A 17,018-nucleotide genomic window follows, 5' to 3' on the forward strand; every position below is an offset into this window, starting at 1 on the left:
CGAAAACCTCAAAAGGTAGCTGATACGCGGTTGTAGCTCAGTTGGTAGAGCACCACCTTGCCAAGGTGGATGTCGCGAGTTCAAGTCTCGTCAACCGCTCGTAGGACTCCTAGAGTTCGGAACCCCATCTCTCACAGAGAGATATACGGTGAGGTGGTCGAGTGGTTAGGCAGCGGCCTGCAAAGCCGTGTACGCGGGTTCGAATCCCGTCCTCACCTCGCACAACATCATAATGTTGAGCGCGATTGGCGCAGCGGTAGCGCGCTTCCCTGACACGGAAGAGGTCACTGGTTCGAACCCAGTATCGCGCACAAATGTTTAGGAATCCTCGGATGGTAAGTCCGGGGATTTTTTGTGTACCCGGGGGGGCGAACCAGTGACCTCCTCGGGCTGACGCCCTCGCTGCGAGAAAGAAAGGGTGCACATGGTGCGCTCACAAAGCCCGCTCACTACACCCTACAATAACCTGTGGCGATGTGGACAGAAGCTCATATCATACGGACCACGTATTCACCATTATTGCCCACGGCAGCAACGTACCGCCATAGGGGTACGAGGCCAGAGCATAGTGACAGTATGTCATTAAAGTTTTTAAAATGCTACAGAATTATAAAAATAGATATCTGTCGAGGATCCCCGCCCAGCAGGTTGCTAGAACCCAGGAAAATCTTAGGAGTCCGGGAACACTGAATGAGAATAAAAACAGGGGAGTGAAAAAATATAACAATATGCAGACAGGATGTCTGTAAAATATCGTTCTGAGCCACCCTGATCTCTTGCTTTTTGCCCCTGAAAAGGTAATTATTGACTCTGTATCATCTTAGGGTTATCTATCCTAAGTCAGAACCGGCGGGCTTTCACCCCGTCGCACATACAAAGGAATATACATGGCTCCTCTCTTTAACCTAACGCAGGGAAAGACTCTCAAGGGAATCACCATTGGCGCACTGTCGCTCTCTATGATCGGCGCATCCTTTACGATGCCCGCCTCATTCGCAGCCGAGAACTCGGCGCAGAAAGTCGATACTGAAAAGACTCTGGCAAAGCAGATTCAGGGTATCGCAGGTCAGTACCAGATCGCTCACTCCAAGAACAACAACAAAGTCTTCGTAGCAGGCTCAGACCGTACCATGGGTGCCTCAACCCTGGCCCGTCTTGACGCAACCAGCATGAAAGTTGAGGCAGTAGCAGGGCTGCCCGTTACCCGTAGCGGCACCGGTTACGAGGCAGGTTACAGCTCTCTTGCAGCATTCGGTATCACCGTAGATGACGTAAACAATACCGTGTGGGTAACCAATACCCGCAACGACTCCGTCTCAGTGTACGACCAGAACACCCTCAAACTGCTGTGGACCAACTACACCCCCGGTTATGAGGGCACCGAAGCTGAAATCGAGCACCCCCGCGATGTGAAGATTGACCACGCGACCGGTAAGGCATATGTGACCGGCCGCTACTACATCTCATCCATCGATCTGAAAACCCACGAGGTCAAAAAGCTGCGCATCGACCCCGATGCTTCCGGTCGTGTCTCGCCGATGAACATGAACATTGATGGCGACAAGATGTACGTGCCGGTTCGCTCCTCTGACACCGTGAAGATCATTGACCTCAAGAGCTTCAGTGTCGAGAAAGAATACAAGGTGCACGCCGATGTTGCAGGCAAAGAAGTGCGCCCCTCCGACTCTGTGGTAGACCACAGCACTAACGAACTGTACGTCTCGTCCCAGGGGCTGGATGGCGCCAACTCCGGTGTGACCGTGTACGACCTGAACACTGGCGAATACAAGAAGAGCATCCCCTTCGGTGAGCAGGCCCTGGCCATGGTCAACGATGACGAGCGCGACCTCGTATACGTTACCGACTTTAAGACCGGCAAGGTTGGTGTGATCGACACCCGCTCCTCCCAAGTTATTGGTGAGGTTCAGGCCGGTGCCAAGGGTGCTAACGACATCACCATCGGTGCCGAGGGCGAAGTTTACGTCGCTAACAAGGACGGCTACGTAGCTGAGGCAACCGTACCCTACGCCGTAGACCGTGCAACCGGCGACTACACTAACTCCACCCAGTCCGTTGACTCCATCACCAAGGTGAAGGTTAGCACCACCGAAGGCGAAGCACCCAAGCCCGACCCCAAACCTACCCCTGCTCCTGAGACTCAGACTGTGACGGCTGATGATGGTGCGTCGCTATCTGGTGTGAAGGTTGCTCGGGTGGGGCAGGAGATTGTGGTGTCTGGTTCTGGGTGGAAGGATAAGAATGGGGGTGGGTCTGTTGCTGCTGTGAAGCTTGATGGGGGTGCTGTGGTGCCTCGTGGTCAGGTTTCGTATGGTGGTAAGGAGTATGGTTCGCGTGGTGTTGTTGCTGTTGTTGAGGCGGATGATGCGGGTAATTTTGTGGCTCGGATTCCGTTTCCCTCGGCTGATAATTCGAATGTGAAGGGTTCGGATTGGGGTGTTGGTTCGAAGCATACTGTGACGTTTTTGTCGGGGTCTTTGAAGGTTGATGGTGGGGGTAAGAAGGTTGATGTGGTGCGTTCTGCTGAGTTGGAGGTGACAGTAGGCGAAGCGGCTGCCGCCCCCGCAGCAGATGCCCCGAAGGCCGATAACGCAGCAGACGCCAAGGCTGAGGTCGCAAAGATCACCCCCCGCCAGGCAAAGTTCGAAGGCTACCCGCCGGTCACCCCCACCGACCCGGACAAGTCCCTGGCTAAGGTAAACTTCAAAGACATCGACTCCAACCCATTCAAGGCAGAGATTAACTTCATTGCCGAGAAGGGGATCACCACCGGCTGGTCCGACGGCACCTACCGTCCCGGCGATAAGATTGAGCGCGGTGCAATGGCTGCTTACCTCTACCGTCTGGCAGGCTCGCCCCGCTACGAAGCACCGGCAGAGTCTCCCTTCAAGGACGTAAAGACCACCGATCCCTTCTACAAGGAGATCGCTTGGTTGCAGTCCACCGGCATTACCACCGGCTGGAGCGACGGCACTTTCCGCCCCAACGAGACCGTGAACCGTGACGCCATGGCTGCCTTCTTCTACCGCGCTGCTGGATCGCCCGAGTACACGAACGCCAACCCGGCCAAGTTCAGCGACGTGCAGGATAACCCCTTTGCTAAGGAAATTGCGTGGCTTGAGGAACAGGGCATCACCACCGGCTGGCCCGACGGCACCTTCCGTCCCGGACAGGCTATCGACCGTGATGCTATGGCCGCATTCATTGCACGCTATATGAAGAAGTTCGATCACGTGCAGACTGTGCCCGCACATTAAGAGGCGTAAACAGGTGAAACGGTAACTTCACACCGTTCTACCCTCTCACGGGCGGGGTGGACGCAAACCCGGAATTAATGGGAGCGCCCACCCCGCCGTTGCGTGGAACCGGCGTGCAGAAGAGGAGAGCTTGGCCTTGAAGCGGCAGGGGTAAGGTACCGTGAGCGGCTGTGATGCACGTCTACTAATGCGAAGTTGCACGCCCGAAAATAACTCGGTATAGTTATTATCCGTTGCGGTGATACAGCATTACAAACAAGCAACAATAACTCAATAGAGTAATGGGGTATGGTGTAATTGGCAACACTACGGTTTCTGGTACCGTCATTCTAGGTTCGAGTCCTGGTACCCCAGCAAACACCCACTATTTTGGGTGTTTCGGCCCCATCGTATAGCGGCCTAGTACTCCGCCCTCTCACGGCGGCAACACCGGTTCAAATCCGGTTGGGGTCACGCTAGAAACAAAGAATCCTCGGTTCCAAAGAACCGGGGATTTTCTATTGCCGCGGCATATCCGCAAGCCACCACAATGCTGATGCAAACCCTGCATTCTCCTCCGGCAGCCCCCGCTGAAAGATAAATGCTCAACCCCACCTGCCGGGAAAGGAAACTAACCCCAAAACCCGCCCAACAAATTTGACGAAGACCCTCGGCGGCGGTAGAGTATTTACCTGTGAGCGCGATTGGCGCAGTGGTAGCGCGCTTCGTTCACACCGAAGAGGTCACTGGTTCGAACCCAGTATCGCGCACAAGTATAGAATCCTCGGATGTTAGATCCGGGGATTTTTTGTGTATCCGGGGGCGAACCAGTGACCTCCTCGGGCTGATGCCCTCGGCGAGGGAAAGATTTATTGGTGCCTCGCGCGCTCGGAAAATTCTTCCCCTCGCTGGTTCGAACCCAGTATCGCGCACAAGTATGGAATCCTCGGATGTTAGATCCGGGGATTTTTTGTATTGTCACCGGAGAACCTGAAGCCGCTGTTTTCTGGCTAAATCTCTGGACATAACCAGCAATATGACCGCAAAAGGACGCATAACCCAGCCCCCGAGAACTCGCACGGCACCCCACCTGCTAGGGTGCCTGAGCCCAATCTAGTAGACTTGAAACCGAAGAAAATCTTTCGGCCCGCACCGGCGGGGGATAGTAGGTACCATCAGTGACAGCGCCACAACTGGCAACTGCGACCGACCACGGCCGCATGTACTCCCGCATCCGCGGAGGTGAACTGCTCGTCCCCTCCATTACCACCGTTATTGGGCAGCACGCCACAGACCTCAGTGGCTGGCACAGTTACATGGCCGCCAAAGCCGCCCTTGAAGATCACCGTACCTACCGGGCCTCAGGCTCCCAAGGCCTCAAATTCGCCATTATTAAAGACGCCTCAGCCGCCTCTGAACGCTACCGGGATGCCGCAGCAGAACGCGGCGACAGGGTACACAACTACGCCGAAAACATTGCCTTACGCGCCATGGGCAAACCCCACGACGTTGAAACCTGCCGCGAACACCTCATCCGCAACGGAGAACAAGCCTACGCAGACCGGTTCGACGAATGGTGGGACGCCTTCCGCCCTAAGCCCCTCGCCGCAGAAATAACCATCTGGAACGATACCGTGGGGTACGCGGGGACCCTCGACCTCGTCGCCGAAATCGCCGGACGCACCTGCATTATCGACTACAAAACCAAAGGCACCGACCGCAAAGGCAGGGTAAAACCCCTAGACGCAAAAGTCGTGATGCAGCTTGTTGCCGGACTCAAAGCCGAAGAAGCCCTCATAGACCCAGACACCGGAGAATGGGAACCCTGGCAGTACGGAGACGCCCCCATCCTCATGGGCGTGGCCCTTGGCGAAACCCAGGTGGTGCCGCACCAGGCAAACCCGCGCATCCTCGAAAAAAACTGGCGGAAATTCTGTGCGCTTCGCCGAGTATGGGAATACAACCGCGACGTCAACGAATTCGACGACGCCGCCCTCATGCCCGTTATTCCTCCGCCCGCACCCAAAGCACAACCGCATCACAACGCCGCATAATAACCCGCCGGTTCTAACACCCACAGACAGCGACAAATCGTGCGCGGGCACACCGCCTAAAGGAGGCACCCATGACAATCCTGAGTATCCGCACCGTAGGCGACCCTGTGCTACGGAGCGAATGCCAGCCCATCACAGTATTCGACAAAGAATTAGCAGCACTTATCGACAATATGCTAGAGACCATGTACGACGTCGAAGGAGTGGGCTTAGCCGGGCCGCAGGTTGGCATAGACAAGCAAATCTTCACCTACGGCGGCATTGATGACCGTGAAGGGTACATTATTAACCCGGTGCTAGAAACCGGTGAGGAAACCCAAGAAGGCGGCGAAGGGTGCCTCTCCGTACCAGGCATTAAATCCGAGACACCCCGCAAAAATTGGGCGCGTGTACGCGGAGTAGACCGGCACGGTAACCCCCTAGAACTTGAGGGGGAAGGACTGTTCGCGCGTATGCTTCAGCATGAAACAGACCACCTCCACGGCACCCTATTCATCGACAAACTCACCGGAGATGACCGTAAACGGGTGATGCGCACTATCCGCGCCGGGAAATACGCCGCTGTCGCCGGTAAAACTACGGCCGAACGCGCCACCAGGGTGAGCGGTGCATTCGGCAGTTTCGGTGCCGCCGGAAGCCTCGGGAAGTAGGAGAGCCATGAAAATCTTGTATGCCGGCACCCCAGAAATAGCAGTGGCCCCCCTCAACGCTCTAGTTGCCTCCCAAGAAGTAGAGGTGGTGGGGGTACTCACCCGAGAAGACGCACCCGTGGGGCGTAAACGGATCCTGAGCGCATCTGCCGTAGCCCAACGAGCCGAACAGCTGGGAATTCCAGTGATTAAAGCCTCCCAGTGGTCTTCACAGACCGCCCACGCTATTGCGTCTCTAGGTGCGGATGCCGCCGCCGTTGTTGCCTACGGGGCGTTACTGCCTCAAGAAGCACTTAAGCTGCTGCCCCACGGGTGGGTGAACCTGCATTTCTCGGCGCTGCCCGCATACCGCGGCGCAGCCCCCGTGCAGCGTGCCCTGATGGCGGGGGAAACCACTATCTATTCGAACACTTTCCTCATTGAAGAGGGGCTGGACACCGGGCCAGTTTTTGAATGTGGCTCGACCCCGGTCGGCGATGAAGACACGGCAGGGAGCATCCTGAACCGTCTGGCAGAAACCGGAGGGGAGCTGCTGCTGCGCACATTCGCACGCATTGCTGAGGGACAGACCGGAACCCCCCAAACCGGTGAGGCAAGCTACGCCCATAAGATGAGTATCGCTGACGGGCACCTAGACTTTAACGAACCCGCCGAACGGGTGCTTGCGACGTTCCGGGGCGTCACCCCAGAACCTGGTGCCTGGTGCGAACTTGCGGGCAACCGCTTCAAAATCGCTGCCTTGCAGCGCGGCTCGCACGAAACTGAGCTTGCCCCCGGGCAGATACAGTTACGGGGCAAAAAGGTGTATGTTGGCACCGGGGCGGGGGAGCTGCAGCTGGTGCGTGTGCAGCCCGCCGGGAAAAAGGTTATGGATGCGCCCGCCTGGGCGCGCGGGGTAGGCAGCGACCTCGCCGAAGGGAAAGTGGTTTTGGCATGAGCGAACAGCACAATAACGACGGCCAGCATCCGCCCCGCCGCCCCGCCGCAAAAGGAACGGCTCGCGGCGGGCGATTTGATGGCCGCACCAGTGAACAGCGCCGCACCTCCCGCACCAAACCCACCGGTGGTGGGCAGAAACGTGGCGGAGGCGGCGCCACTGAACGCAACCGGAAAGGGCATGAGCGTAACCGTCGCAGCCTGTCACAGCGCAGCTTCTCCGCCAGCGCCCCATCACAGCGTAGCCGTACCGCAGACCCCGCTCGGCTGGTAGCCTTCGAGGTGTTACGTGCCGTTGCCGAATCTGACGCTTACGCGAACCTGGTGCTTCCCAAAACTATTCGCGCGCACCGGCTTGACCACCGCGACGCCGGGCTCGCTACTGAACTTACCTACGGTACCTTACGCAACCAGGGCACCTATGACGCTGTTTTAGCGCGCTGCGCCGACCGGCCCCTCCATAAGATCGGCACCACCACCCTCATTATTCTGCGGATGGGCGCACACCAGCTGCTTAAGATGCGGGTGCCCGCCCACGCGGCCCTGAATCAGAGTGTTTCGCTGGCGCGTGAGCGAATCGGCTCGGGCCCATCCGGGTTCATTAACGCCGTGCTTCGCCGAGTGAGTGAGCGCACCGCCGATGAGTGGTTTGAGCTCATTGAAGCCGAGTCGAAGGACAAGACGGAGCGGATGGGCTTTGCAACCTCGCACCCGGCGTGGATTGTGCGTGCCATGCGTCAGGCGCTTGCCGCGCACGGGCGTGACCCTCAAGAGATCCGTGCACTGCTGGAGGCTAATAACGTCTCACCCGTGGTGAACCTGGTGGCACTGCCGGGGGTGGGAGACTTGCGTGAGGCAGAGGAAAACGGTGCGGTCCCCGGGGAACTCGTTGAGGGCTCAGCCCTATACTCTGCTGGCGACTTGGCGCGTCTAGAAAGCGTGAGAGAAGGCACCGTGCGGGCTCAAGATGTGGGGTCCCAACTGGTGGCCCGTGCCTTGGCCGCCGTACCTATTGAGGGCAGTGACCGCGCCTGGCTTGACATGTGCGCAGGTCCCGGCGGTAAGGCGGCCCTTCTGGGTGCTCTTGGTGCCCAGCGGGGGGCTCACCTGGTGGCGAATGAATCAGCGCCGCACCGCGCGAAGCTGGTTGAGCAGTCCATGCGCCCGCTCCCCGAAGAAACGTATACGGTACTCACTGGGGATGGCAGGAGTATCACCGCAACCCTCGCCCGTGAAGCCGCTAAATTACCGGGTAGCATGGGGCCGGACGCCCTGTTTGACCGTGTTATGGTGGATGCGCCCTGCTCAGGTTTGGGCGCGTTACGGCGCCGCCCGGAGGCCCGCTGGCGTAAGACTCCGCGCGATATTGCGGATCTTCTGCCGTTGCAGGGGCAGCTGCTGGATGCGGCGATTGAGGTGACCCGCCCCGGCGGTGTGATTGCGTATGTGACGTGTTCACCGCACGCCGCCGAAACCCAGAATATTGTGGCTGAAGCTCTGGAAAGCGGGAAAGTTCACCTGCTGGATGCGCGTGCCGCCCTGCAGGCGGTGGCCCTGCAAGAATCGGGGGATGACGGCTCGCCTAGGAGCGTGCTGGCGGGGGAGAAAGACCCCGGAACCCAGCCTGAGGTACACATGAAGCGGGGTGCGCCAGCCGTGACTGATGCTGCATCAAGTACGGCACAACTGTGGCCGCATGTGCACGGCACCGACGCCATGTTTTTGGCGTTGTTCCGTAAAAAATAACAAAGGGACGGGCACCACACGAGGAGGTTCACGCAGTGGGGATTCATATTAACCCCTCAATCTTATCGGCCGATTTCGCAAATTTGCAGGCTGAGCTGGAGAACATTTCAACCGCGGACGCGGCGCATATTGATGTGATGGATAACCATTTTGTTCCCAACCTTACATGGGGGCTTCCGGTGGTGAAGCGTCTGCGTGAGGTTTCCCCGGTGCCGTTCGATGTGCATTTGATGATTGAGGACCCTGACCGGTGGGCCCCGCAGTATGCGCAGGTGGGGTGCGAATCGGTGACTTTTCACGCCGAAGCCGCAACGGCCCCCATTAAACTGGCCCGCACGTTGCGGGAGCTGGGCGCTGCAGCAGGTATGGCGTTGCGCCCTGCTACCCCCGTGGAGCCCTACCTGGATATGCTCTCTGAGCTGGATATGCTGCTGGTGATGACGGTAGAACCCGGGTTTGGCGGGCAGGCGTTTCTGGACGTGACGCTGCCAAAGATCCGCCGTGCCGCCGAGGCCGTTGCCGGTTCTGAGACTCCGGTGGTTGTGCAGGTTGACGGGGGAGTGACGCAGGAGAGCATTGTGCGGGCGGCAGAGGCAGGGGCTACATGTTTTGTGGCGGGCAGCTCGGTGTACGGGGCGCAGGACCCGCAGCAGGCGATCGCGTCGCTTCGTGAGAGGGCAACCCGCGCATACGCTAAAACATGGGGTGCCTGTGGGTGCGGGTAGTAACCATTGTGGGCATTGTGATGCTTAATAAATGTTTTACCTAAAAATATTTGCGGACTATATGAACATCACACATATTTTTTAGGGACATAGTGTCATCATAACCGTAAAAAATATGTGAAGATGGCTGTACTTCCCTGTTTTTACAGGGAAGTACAGCCATCTTTCTTGCGGTGAGTCGTAATTTTCGTTTCCTTGAAGTAAAGCTAAGATAGCGGTAAGGTTAGGTGGAGTTTAGTAGTAATTAGGGAGAGCTATGTCTTTCGAGAAAAACGAAGTTTCTAGCGAGTCGATCATTAATCGCCGGAACTTCATGGGCTTGGCACTGGCATCTGGTGCGGCCTTCACACTCGCTGCATGCAGCGGTGAATCCACCTCCTCAAGCACCTCCGGTGGAAGTGGGGAAACCCGCAAGATAGAGGATATTGACGAGGAAGAGGTCAATGTCCCTGTAAAACCTCAGCGTGTGGTTACTCTCTCTGAACCTACTTTGGATGCGGCCCTAGCCCTGGGAATCAACCCCGTAGGTACTGTGTCGGGGCGTGGGCAGTCAACTGTGCCGAACTACCTCAAAGAGAAAGCGAAAGATGTTCCGCTGATTGGTACCGTGGCACAGGTGAATTACGAGAAAATTGATGCGCTGGAACCGGATCTGATCCTTGTCGATTCCACCGGTGTGGATAAGCGTTCTGATGCCTACAGCACTCTGACAAAAATCGCCCCGGTGGTGTACTGCGGATACGCTGGCGGTGACTGGCGCATTAACTTCCGCAATGTTGCCAACGCTTTGAACCTCAAAGATCAGGGCGAGGATCTCATTAAAAACTATGAGGCTTTAGCCGCAAAAACCAAGGAGGAACTCGCCCCCAAGTACGGGGATAAGACCTTCTCCATCGTGCGCTGGGCTGGTAACGGGCCCGCCCTGATCCTCAAGGAGCTGCCTGCTGGGCAGGTTCTTGAAGATTTGGGCCTAAAACGCCCGCCCGCACAGGACCGTAAGGGGCAGGGACACTCCGACCCGGTGTCTCTGGAGAACCTGGCAAATATTGATGCCGACTACATGTTCTTAGGCACATTGGGCGGCGCAAGCCAAGAAAACCCCGAAGCTCAGGGCAACGCGGGCCTTGAAGGCGCTGAAGAAGCGCTTAAGAAGGCGAAAGAAACTTCCGGCTTTACCGAGCTGAAAGCATATAAGGAGAATCACGTAAAACTCGTGGACGGCTCCAAGTGGACCTCAACCGGTGGTCCGCTTCTCATGCAGGGAATTATTGAAGACGTCAAGAAGGACCTGCTGGGCTAGACTTCCCGAGAGAAAAGATCCCGTTGAAGCACCCAACTTCGGGTATTCTTTCGGACACAAACAGCATCGCACACCATAACTATATGAGGCGGTTCCCAGCCGCCACCAACCACTAATCCACATGAAGAAACGGAACAATCGCATGACTCGGCACACTCGTTACGCTGTTACTTACGGCGCAGTTGTTGCTCTCGCCAGCGCTTTGGTGGCGCCCTCCGCAGCTTTTGCTGCACCGGATGCCACCGGTGGGGAAGTAACCCCCGCTGCTCAGCAGCGCCCCCAGGCCGCCACCCAGCAGGCCAATAACACCGATACCGACCAGCAGACTGTAACGACTGATGATGGTGCGTCGCTATCTGGTGTGAAGGTTGTTCAGGTGGGGCAGGAGATTGTGGTGTCTGGTTCTGGGTGGAAGGATAAGAATGGGGGTGGGTCTGTTGCTGCTGTGAAGCTTGATGGGGGTGCTGTGGTGCCTCGTGGTCAGGTTTCGTATGGTGGTAAGGAGTATGGTTCGCGTGGTGTTGTTGCTGTTGTTGAGGCGGATGATGCGGGTAATTTTGTGGCTCGGATTCCGTTTCCCTCGGCTGATAATTCGAATGTGAAGGGTTCGGATTGGGGTGTTGGTTCGAAGCATACTGTGACGTTTTTGTCGGGGTCTTTGAAGGTTGATGGTGGGGGTAAGAAGGTTGATGTGGTGCGTTCTGCTGAGTTGGAGGTGACAGTAGGCGACACCAAAGCAGAGCCCCAGCAGACCCCCGCACCGCAGCAGCCCGCAGCGACGGAACAGCAACAGCCCCAGCAGCCTAAGGCAAGGCCACAGACCCCGCAGAGCGATAACCAGACGCGGCAGCCTTCCAAGGACAATGACCAGGCCCAGGTGCAGCCTCAGCAGCCCGCGGATGAGAATGATACGTCCAACTGGGTCAAGCTTGATGCCCCCGCAACCGGGCAGGGTAGTGCGGGCGTAATGTACGTTAAGCCCTACACCACCGGTAAGGGCTCGAAGCTACGTATTAAAGGCAGCGGCTGGACGAACGCCGAGGGCAAGGGCGGCTCCACCGTGGCGCTGAAGCTGAACTACCTGAAGGATGGCAAGCCCGCCCAGTACTCGCGCGCCGGTGGTCATGGTGCCATTGATCAGTACCTGCGGGATAATGGTAAGAGCGCTGACTCCACCACGTGGGCTCTGCTGATTCCCGATGCCGGCAAAGCAAACCCCGCCCAGGGGCTTTACGCGCTGAACCCTGACGGCACCTTCGATATTGAGATCGACGTTCCCGAGCAGCTGCAAACCGGTAAGACAGGCGACTACCTGAGCATTACCGCACAGAGCGGCCGTAACGCCCCGAACGACACTCAGCGCGCGGCAACCTCCAAGACCATTCCCGTGAACGGTCAGGCTGCCGCAGAATACAAGGAACCCGAGAACACAGATGTGTGCTCCCCTGAAGGCGGGGACTTCAGCCCCAAGCTGAAGATCGAGAACCCGACCGTGGAGCCCGGCGGTAAGCTGCACATTACCGGTAGCGGCTGGTGCAACCCTGACGATAAGCGCGTCTCAAAGATCGGCTTGAAGATTGATGACGGCTCCGTCTCACACAATGATGCCACTAAGGTGAACTCGAACCGCACCATCTGGGCGATCGTAGAGCCCGATGCGAAGACCGGTAATATCGACACCTACATTGACCTGCCCACCGCTGAAAATACCGGCCTGAGCGGGGAAGAGCTCGCGAAGGTCACCAGTGGTGAACACACTCTGCGCCTGCTTACCGGCAGCCTCCGTAAGGGCGACCGTCACGGCACCTACGGCGGCCCCGAAGGCGATGGTGGTGTGAATACCAAGTTCGTGATTGGCGACTACAAGCCCGGGGCCGACCCTGCATCGGTACCCGCCAGCCAGTTGGGTGAAGGCGACCGCCACGGCGTGAGCGTTGAACACAACGGCAAGCAGCTGACCGTGAAGGTTCCCGAAGCTGAACCGGGCACCTGGGTGAAGGTTACCCCCTACCTGGGTGATTCAGCGCAGCTGGCTCGGGCTTCTAAGTGGGTGCAGCTGGATCAGAACCGCACCGTCAGCTACACCATGAGTGGGGAGCTGCCCGCCGCAGACTACCGCATAGTGGTGCAGAGCGGTAACCAGGGGGAGAACGGTAAGGTTCTTGGCTGGGCCCCGCTGCACGTTGCCGAAGCAACCGAGAGCACCCCCAGTGGTGGTGGTACATCAGGGCGTGGCAGCGTATCGCCTGCTGACCAGTCTTCCTACGATTCGGCTGAGCCTGACGTAACGATTGATGAAGACGGGCAGGCATGGGATAGCAGCGGCAATGCGGTATCCGTATCCACCGCTCCGGCACCTTACCAAAACGCGGGGGTTGGGTATGTCTCCAGCAACATTGGCACCAGTCCCGCCTCCATTGCACCGTTTACTTCGGGCACCCGGAGCGTGGTGGTTGCTAACGCTAAGTCAAAGGCAGCCTCTGCCCGCAAAGCAACTTCAGCTAATGGGAAGTCAAAGTCAACGGGCCCGGTGAAGAACGCCGCCAAGAAGACGGTGCAGGCAAAGGCCGCCAACGACAACAACGGCAACGATACCGCATCGCAGGGCGGCAGCCCCCAGGCTAAGGTCGAGCACCGGGTGAACGGCACCGAACTGACCGGTTTCGCCAAGTGGTTTGCCAATAACGCCAATAACCTGTTGATGTCCCTGGCCGGTATTGTGCTGCTTGCCTTGGCGCTGACTTTCAAGAAAAAGAACAGCGACTAGATTTCCTGACCATTCATAGGGGGTCTATAACACACCGTTTCTGGTGCCCCGCCCCGCTGCCACAGGGCCACAGGGGCGCCCCCAAGATTTAGTATTGTTACGAGAGGACTACCGTGCGTTTCTCTACACCTTTTAGTAAGGCCGCTACCGTATGCGCTGCTGCCACCCTCAGCCTGGGGCTGAGCGTAGGTACCGCATATGCACTGCCCCCCGGCGGCGCCAGCGGCAACACCCCCGGAACCAGTTCCACCGTGAGCCCCACGGTAAAGTCCGGCGGTGTGATCTCGTTTAACCTCAGCGGGTTCCCCCAGAACACTATGGTGTCTGTCAAGATTGATGACGGTGATGCCTGCCCCGCCGATGCGCCCCAGGGCGCCTGCGTGGTGCACCAGCAGAAGAGCGATGGTAACGGCAACGTATCGGGCTCGTTCGTGCTGCCCAGCGACCTGGAAAATGGCCAGCACACCCTGCGTTTCTTGGCTGCTGGTTCGAAGAAGAACTCTAAAGGTGATTCTCTAGGCACCCAGCCGTTTAGTAATAAGAGTCCGGTCTTCACTGTCACCGGCGGTAGCGACGGCGGAAACAAGAGCGGTGGAGGCAACTCCGGCGGCTCATCCTCAGACTCTGGTTCCTCCAATAACAACGGCGGTGGATCACGCTCAAACGGCGGGTCCCGCAGCGGCGGCAATAAATCTGGTGGCGGTGGTGCCTCCAATAATAATGGCGGCGGCGGCTCATCCAATAACGGTGGTGGGGCTTCCGGTGATGGCGGCTCATCCAATAACAGCGGCGGGGGTACCTCCGGCGGCGGCACCTCCGCTAACGGCGGCGGGACTGCTGACAGCGGAGAAACCGAGTACGTGGATGCCGACGGCAACAAAATCACCAAGGAAGAGTACGACCGCCTGAACTCCGAAAATGGCGGCGACTCCGAAACCGAAGGTGACGCCGATACCTCAAACACTGAGGACGGTACCACCACCAACGGTGAGAAGAAGCAGAAGTCTTCGAACGGTACCACCCAGAAGAAGGCTACCGCCAAGGCGAATGCTTCCGGGGTGAACAAGCAGTCGAACTCCTCCGATAAGGCGCAGGCCAAGAACGAAACCACGAACACGACCGTCACCTACGGTTCTGAGTTCCCGTGGATTGGTACGATCGTACTGGCCGCAGCAGCTATTGCGGCAGCCATTATCGTGATCGTACGCCGTAAGGCGTAACCCCTCAAGACACGCACGCGCCGCACGGCACCCCGGTATACCAGCCCTGCGGCGCGTGCGCTCATCTCACAAGACCTGCGAACAACGCCCGAAACGTACACTGCATACGCCACTCAAAGGGCGGTGTGAGAACCATTTTCGGGTGCTGCAGGTTTTACTCATCACAAGCCACACCAATACTATTCCCAAGGAGTCTCGTTGAGCACTACCACTCAGCGAGCCGAAGTCCCAACAACCGCGCTCAGCGGCCACGGTGCTAAAACCGCTCAACGGATCACCTGGCTCATCGTCTTCGCGGCTCTGCTGGGGGCGAGCATTATCGCCTCGCTCCTTTTCGGTTCCAACAACTCTATCTCCCTTCAAGCGGTTCTTGACGCCTTCAACGGCACGGCATCACCCCAGACCAGTATTATCGTTTTTGAGCAGCGTATTCCCCGCACTATTGTGGGGATCACCTGCGGCGCGGCGCTAGCGGTGGCAGGCTCGCTCATGCAGTCTCTCACCCGTAACCCGCTGGCCGAACCCGGCCTCATGGGTGTCAATGCGGGCGCTGCGGTGGCGGTGGTTCTTTCGGTGTTCATCGGTGGCGTGATGGGCATCTGGCAGTATATGGTAGTCGCTGTTATCGGTGCTGCTATTGCGGCAGCAGCAGTGTATGTTTTAGGGCGCGGTAAAGACGGCTCCATCGTCAAACTCGCCCTCGCCGGTGTGGCAATCTCTGCAGCTTTGGGCTCTTTCACCCAGGGCCTTATTCTCATTAACCAGGACGCCTACAACGAGTTCCGCCTGTGGGTGGCCGGCTCCCTGGAAGGGCGTGGGGTGGCAATCGCTGCAGCAATCGGCCCGGTGATCGCCGCCGGTGTGCTGCTGGCGTTTTTCGTAGCCCCGGCTATTAACGCCCTGAGCATGGGGGAGGACGCTGCCATTTCTCTGGGGGTGAGTGTACAGACCACCCAGAACCTGACCCTGCTGGCGGTGACGGTTCTCGCCGGTGCCGCAACGGCCGCCATCGGGCCCATCTCGTTCGTGGGCTTGGCGGTGCCGTTCGTGGTGCGCGCCCTGCTCGGAAACGACGTGCGCTGGGTGAATATAGGTTCAGCACTTCTGGGGCCGGTGTGGCTTTTGGGCACTGATGTGCTTGCCCGCGTTCTTCAGCATGAACACGAAACCCAGGTGGGGATTGTGGCTACCCTCGCGGGTGCACCGGTGTTCCTGTTCCTCATGACCCGGCGGAAGGTGGAGGCGCTCTAATGGCCACCCCGCCCACTATCAATATTGTGAAATCCGCTGATTCGCAGCAGGCCCCAACAAAACGCCGCAACCGCAGCCGCAGCCTCGGCGGGAAAGCTGTGGTAACCCTGCGTGGGCCTATTGCTGCGCAAATCCCGTGGCGTGTGGTGATTCTGAACTCTGTGCTTGTTGCTGTGATTTTCTGCCTGAGTATTTGGGCACTCATGCAGGGTGATCGTGAATACAGCGCCTTCCAGGTGATTGACACGCTCTTAGGGGGCGGAACCCGGTCGTCCCGCATTTTCGTCCCCCTGCGGGCTGCGCGTATTGTTGCGGCGCTGCTGGTGGGTGCCGCACTGGGTCTATCGGGCGCTATTTTTCAGGTGATTTCCGGTAATACTCTCGGCTCGCCCGATATTATCGGTTTCACCAATGGTGCCGCCACGGGTGCGCTTCTTCAAATTATTGTTTTTAACTCCGGCCCTGTTGAGGTTGCCGCCGGAGCCGTCATCGGTGGTTTAGCGACCTCCCTGCTGGTGTGGCTCATGACCCGGCATACGGGGCTGCGCGGTTTCCGGCTGGTGCTGGTGGGTATTGGGGTGGGCTCCACCCTGGCTGCCCTCAATTCTTTGCTGGTGGTGCGTGCCTCCCTCACCCAAGCGCAGACCGCCGCCTCGTGGCTGGCCGGTTCTCTTAACGATATTGTGTGGGAACGCAGCTTTGCTCTCATGATCGCAATGGCGCTTGTGGTGCCAGCTTTGCTGCTTGTGACGCGCCCGCTGGGTGCCATCCGGTTTGGGGATAATGTGGCTGCCGGTCTTGGGGTGAGCGTGAACCGTTACCGTGTGGCAGCCCTGTTTATTGGTGTGCTGCTGGTTTCTTTGGCGACCGCCACCACCGGCCCGGTCGCGTTCGTGGCGCTGGCCGCCCCGCATATTGCCAAGACCCTCACCAAAACAACCGGGGTGGGGTTCACCAGTTCTGCGCTCATGGGGGCGCTGCTAGTGTTCGGTTCGGACCTGATTGGGCGGTACGCCATCCCAGGCGGTATGCAGGTGGGTGTGGTCACCGGCGCTATCGGTGGGCTGTACCTGATGTACTTGATTTATCTTGAGAGGAAAAAGAGCTAGTGAGCG

The 17,018-nt window shown here is 58.2% G+C and carries 11 protein-coding genes and 6 tRNA genes; all 17 read left to right on the forward strand.

What is annotated here, in order from left to right; genetic code table 11:
• The first annotated feature begins 26 nt into the window (after nt 1-26).
• The 17 genes from D8M41_RS02535 (at nt 27) to D8M41_RS02615 (ending at nt 17,012) form a co-directional block, all read left to right on the forward strand.
• Nucleotides 27-99, forward strand: a tRNA-Gly gene (locus D8M41_RS02535).
• Between the two features lie 48 nt (nt 100-147).
• Nucleotides 148-218 (forward strand) — tRNA-Cys (locus D8M41_RS02540).
• Nucleotides 219-239: 21 nt separating this feature from the next.
• A tRNA-Val gene (locus D8M41_RS02545) sits at nt 240-311 on the forward strand.
• 576 nt (nt 312-887) lie between these two features.
• Nucleotides 888-3,275, forward strand: coding sequence for an S-layer homology domain-containing protein (locus tag D8M41_RS11830; RefSeq protein WP_126926340.1), 2,388 nt, complete (start codon nt 888-890; stop codon nt 3,273-3,275).
• A gap of 282 nt (nt 3,276-3,557) precedes the next feature.
• Nucleotides 3,558-3,629 (forward strand) — tRNA-Gln (locus tag D8M41_RS02555).
• A 26-nt stretch (nt 3,630-3,655) separates the two neighbouring features.
• A tRNA-Glu gene (locus D8M41_RS02560) sits at nt 3,656-3,728 on the forward strand.
• A 224-nt stretch (nt 3,729-3,952) separates the two neighbouring features.
• A tRNA-Val gene (locus D8M41_RS02565) sits at nt 3,953-4,024 on the forward strand.
• A gap of 408 nt (nt 4,025-4,432) precedes the next feature.
• On the forward strand, nt 4,433-5,308 hold the full coding sequence (locus tag D8M41_RS02570; protein ID WP_037235120.1) for a hypothetical protein: 876 nt from the start codon (nt 4,433-4,435) through the stop codon (nt 5,306-5,308).
• Nucleotides 5,309-5,379: 71 nt separating this feature from the next.
• On the forward strand, nt 5,380-5,958 hold the full coding sequence (def, locus tag D8M41_RS02575; protein WP_006887508.1) for a peptide deformylase: 579 nt from the start codon (nt 5,380-5,382) through the stop codon (nt 5,956-5,958).
• Between the two features lie 7 nt (nt 5,959-5,965).
• Complete coding sequence (gene fmt / locus D8M41_RS02580; RefSeq protein ID WP_023133888.1) at nt 5,966-6,895, forward strand: methionyl-tRNA formyltransferase; 930 nt, start codon at nt 5,966-5,968, stop codon at nt 6,893-6,895.
• Nucleotides 6,892-8,640: an RsmB/NOP family class I SAM-dependent RNA methyltransferase gene (locus tag D8M41_RS02585; protein WP_126926341.1), complete on the forward strand. Its 1,749-nt coding sequence runs from the start codon at nt 6,892-6,894 to the stop codon at nt 8,638-8,640. The genes fmt and D8M41_RS02585 overlap by 4 nt, the downstream gene beginning before the upstream one ends.
• Before the next feature lie 35 nt (nt 8,641-8,675).
• Nucleotides 8,676-9,365 (forward strand): ribulose-phosphate 3-epimerase, encoded by a 690-nt coding sequence (gene rpe, locus D8M41_RS02590; protein WP_006887513.1) that lies wholly within the window; start codon nt 8,676-8,678, stop codon nt 9,363-9,365.
• Between the two features lie 256 nt (nt 9,366-9,621).
• Complete coding sequence (locus tag D8M41_RS02595; protein WP_006887509.1) at nt 9,622-10,665, forward strand: ABC transporter substrate-binding protein; 1,044 nt, start codon at nt 9,622-9,624, stop codon at nt 10,663-10,665.
• A gap of 142 nt (nt 10,666-10,807) precedes the next feature.
• On the forward strand, nt 10,808-13,432 hold the full coding sequence (locus D8M41_RS02600) for a Cyclin D1-binding domain-containing protein (protein WP_161970765.1): 2,625 nt from the start codon (nt 10,808-10,810) through the stop codon (nt 13,430-13,432).
• 113 nt (nt 13,433-13,545) lie between these two features.
• A complete protein-coding gene (locus tag D8M41_RS02605; protein WP_006888691.1) occupies nt 13,546-14,652 on the forward strand; it encodes a hypothetical protein in 1,107 nt (368 codons plus the stop codon).
• Between the two features lie 198 nt (nt 14,653-14,850).
• A complete protein-coding gene (locus D8M41_RS02610) occupies nt 14,851-15,903 on the forward strand; it encodes a FecCD family ABC transporter permease (protein WP_006888690.1) in 1,053 nt (350 codons plus the stop codon).
• Nucleotides 15,903-17,012 carry a FecCD family ABC transporter permease gene (locus D8M41_RS02615; RefSeq protein WP_006888694.1) on the forward strand — a complete coding sequence of 370 codons (1,110 nt, stop codon included), beginning with the start codon at nt 15,903-15,905 and terminating at the stop codon, nt 17,010-17,012. Before D8M41_RS02610 ends, D8M41_RS02615 begins: the two co-directional genes overlap by 1 nt.
• Nucleotides 17,013-17,018 lie beyond the last annotated feature (6 nt).

Origin of the sequence: Rothia sp. HSID18069 (genome assembly GCF_003989155.1) — a bacterium.
Classification (GTDB): domain Bacteria; phylum Actinomycetota; class Actinomycetes; order Actinomycetales; family Micrococcaceae; genus Rothia; species Rothia aeria.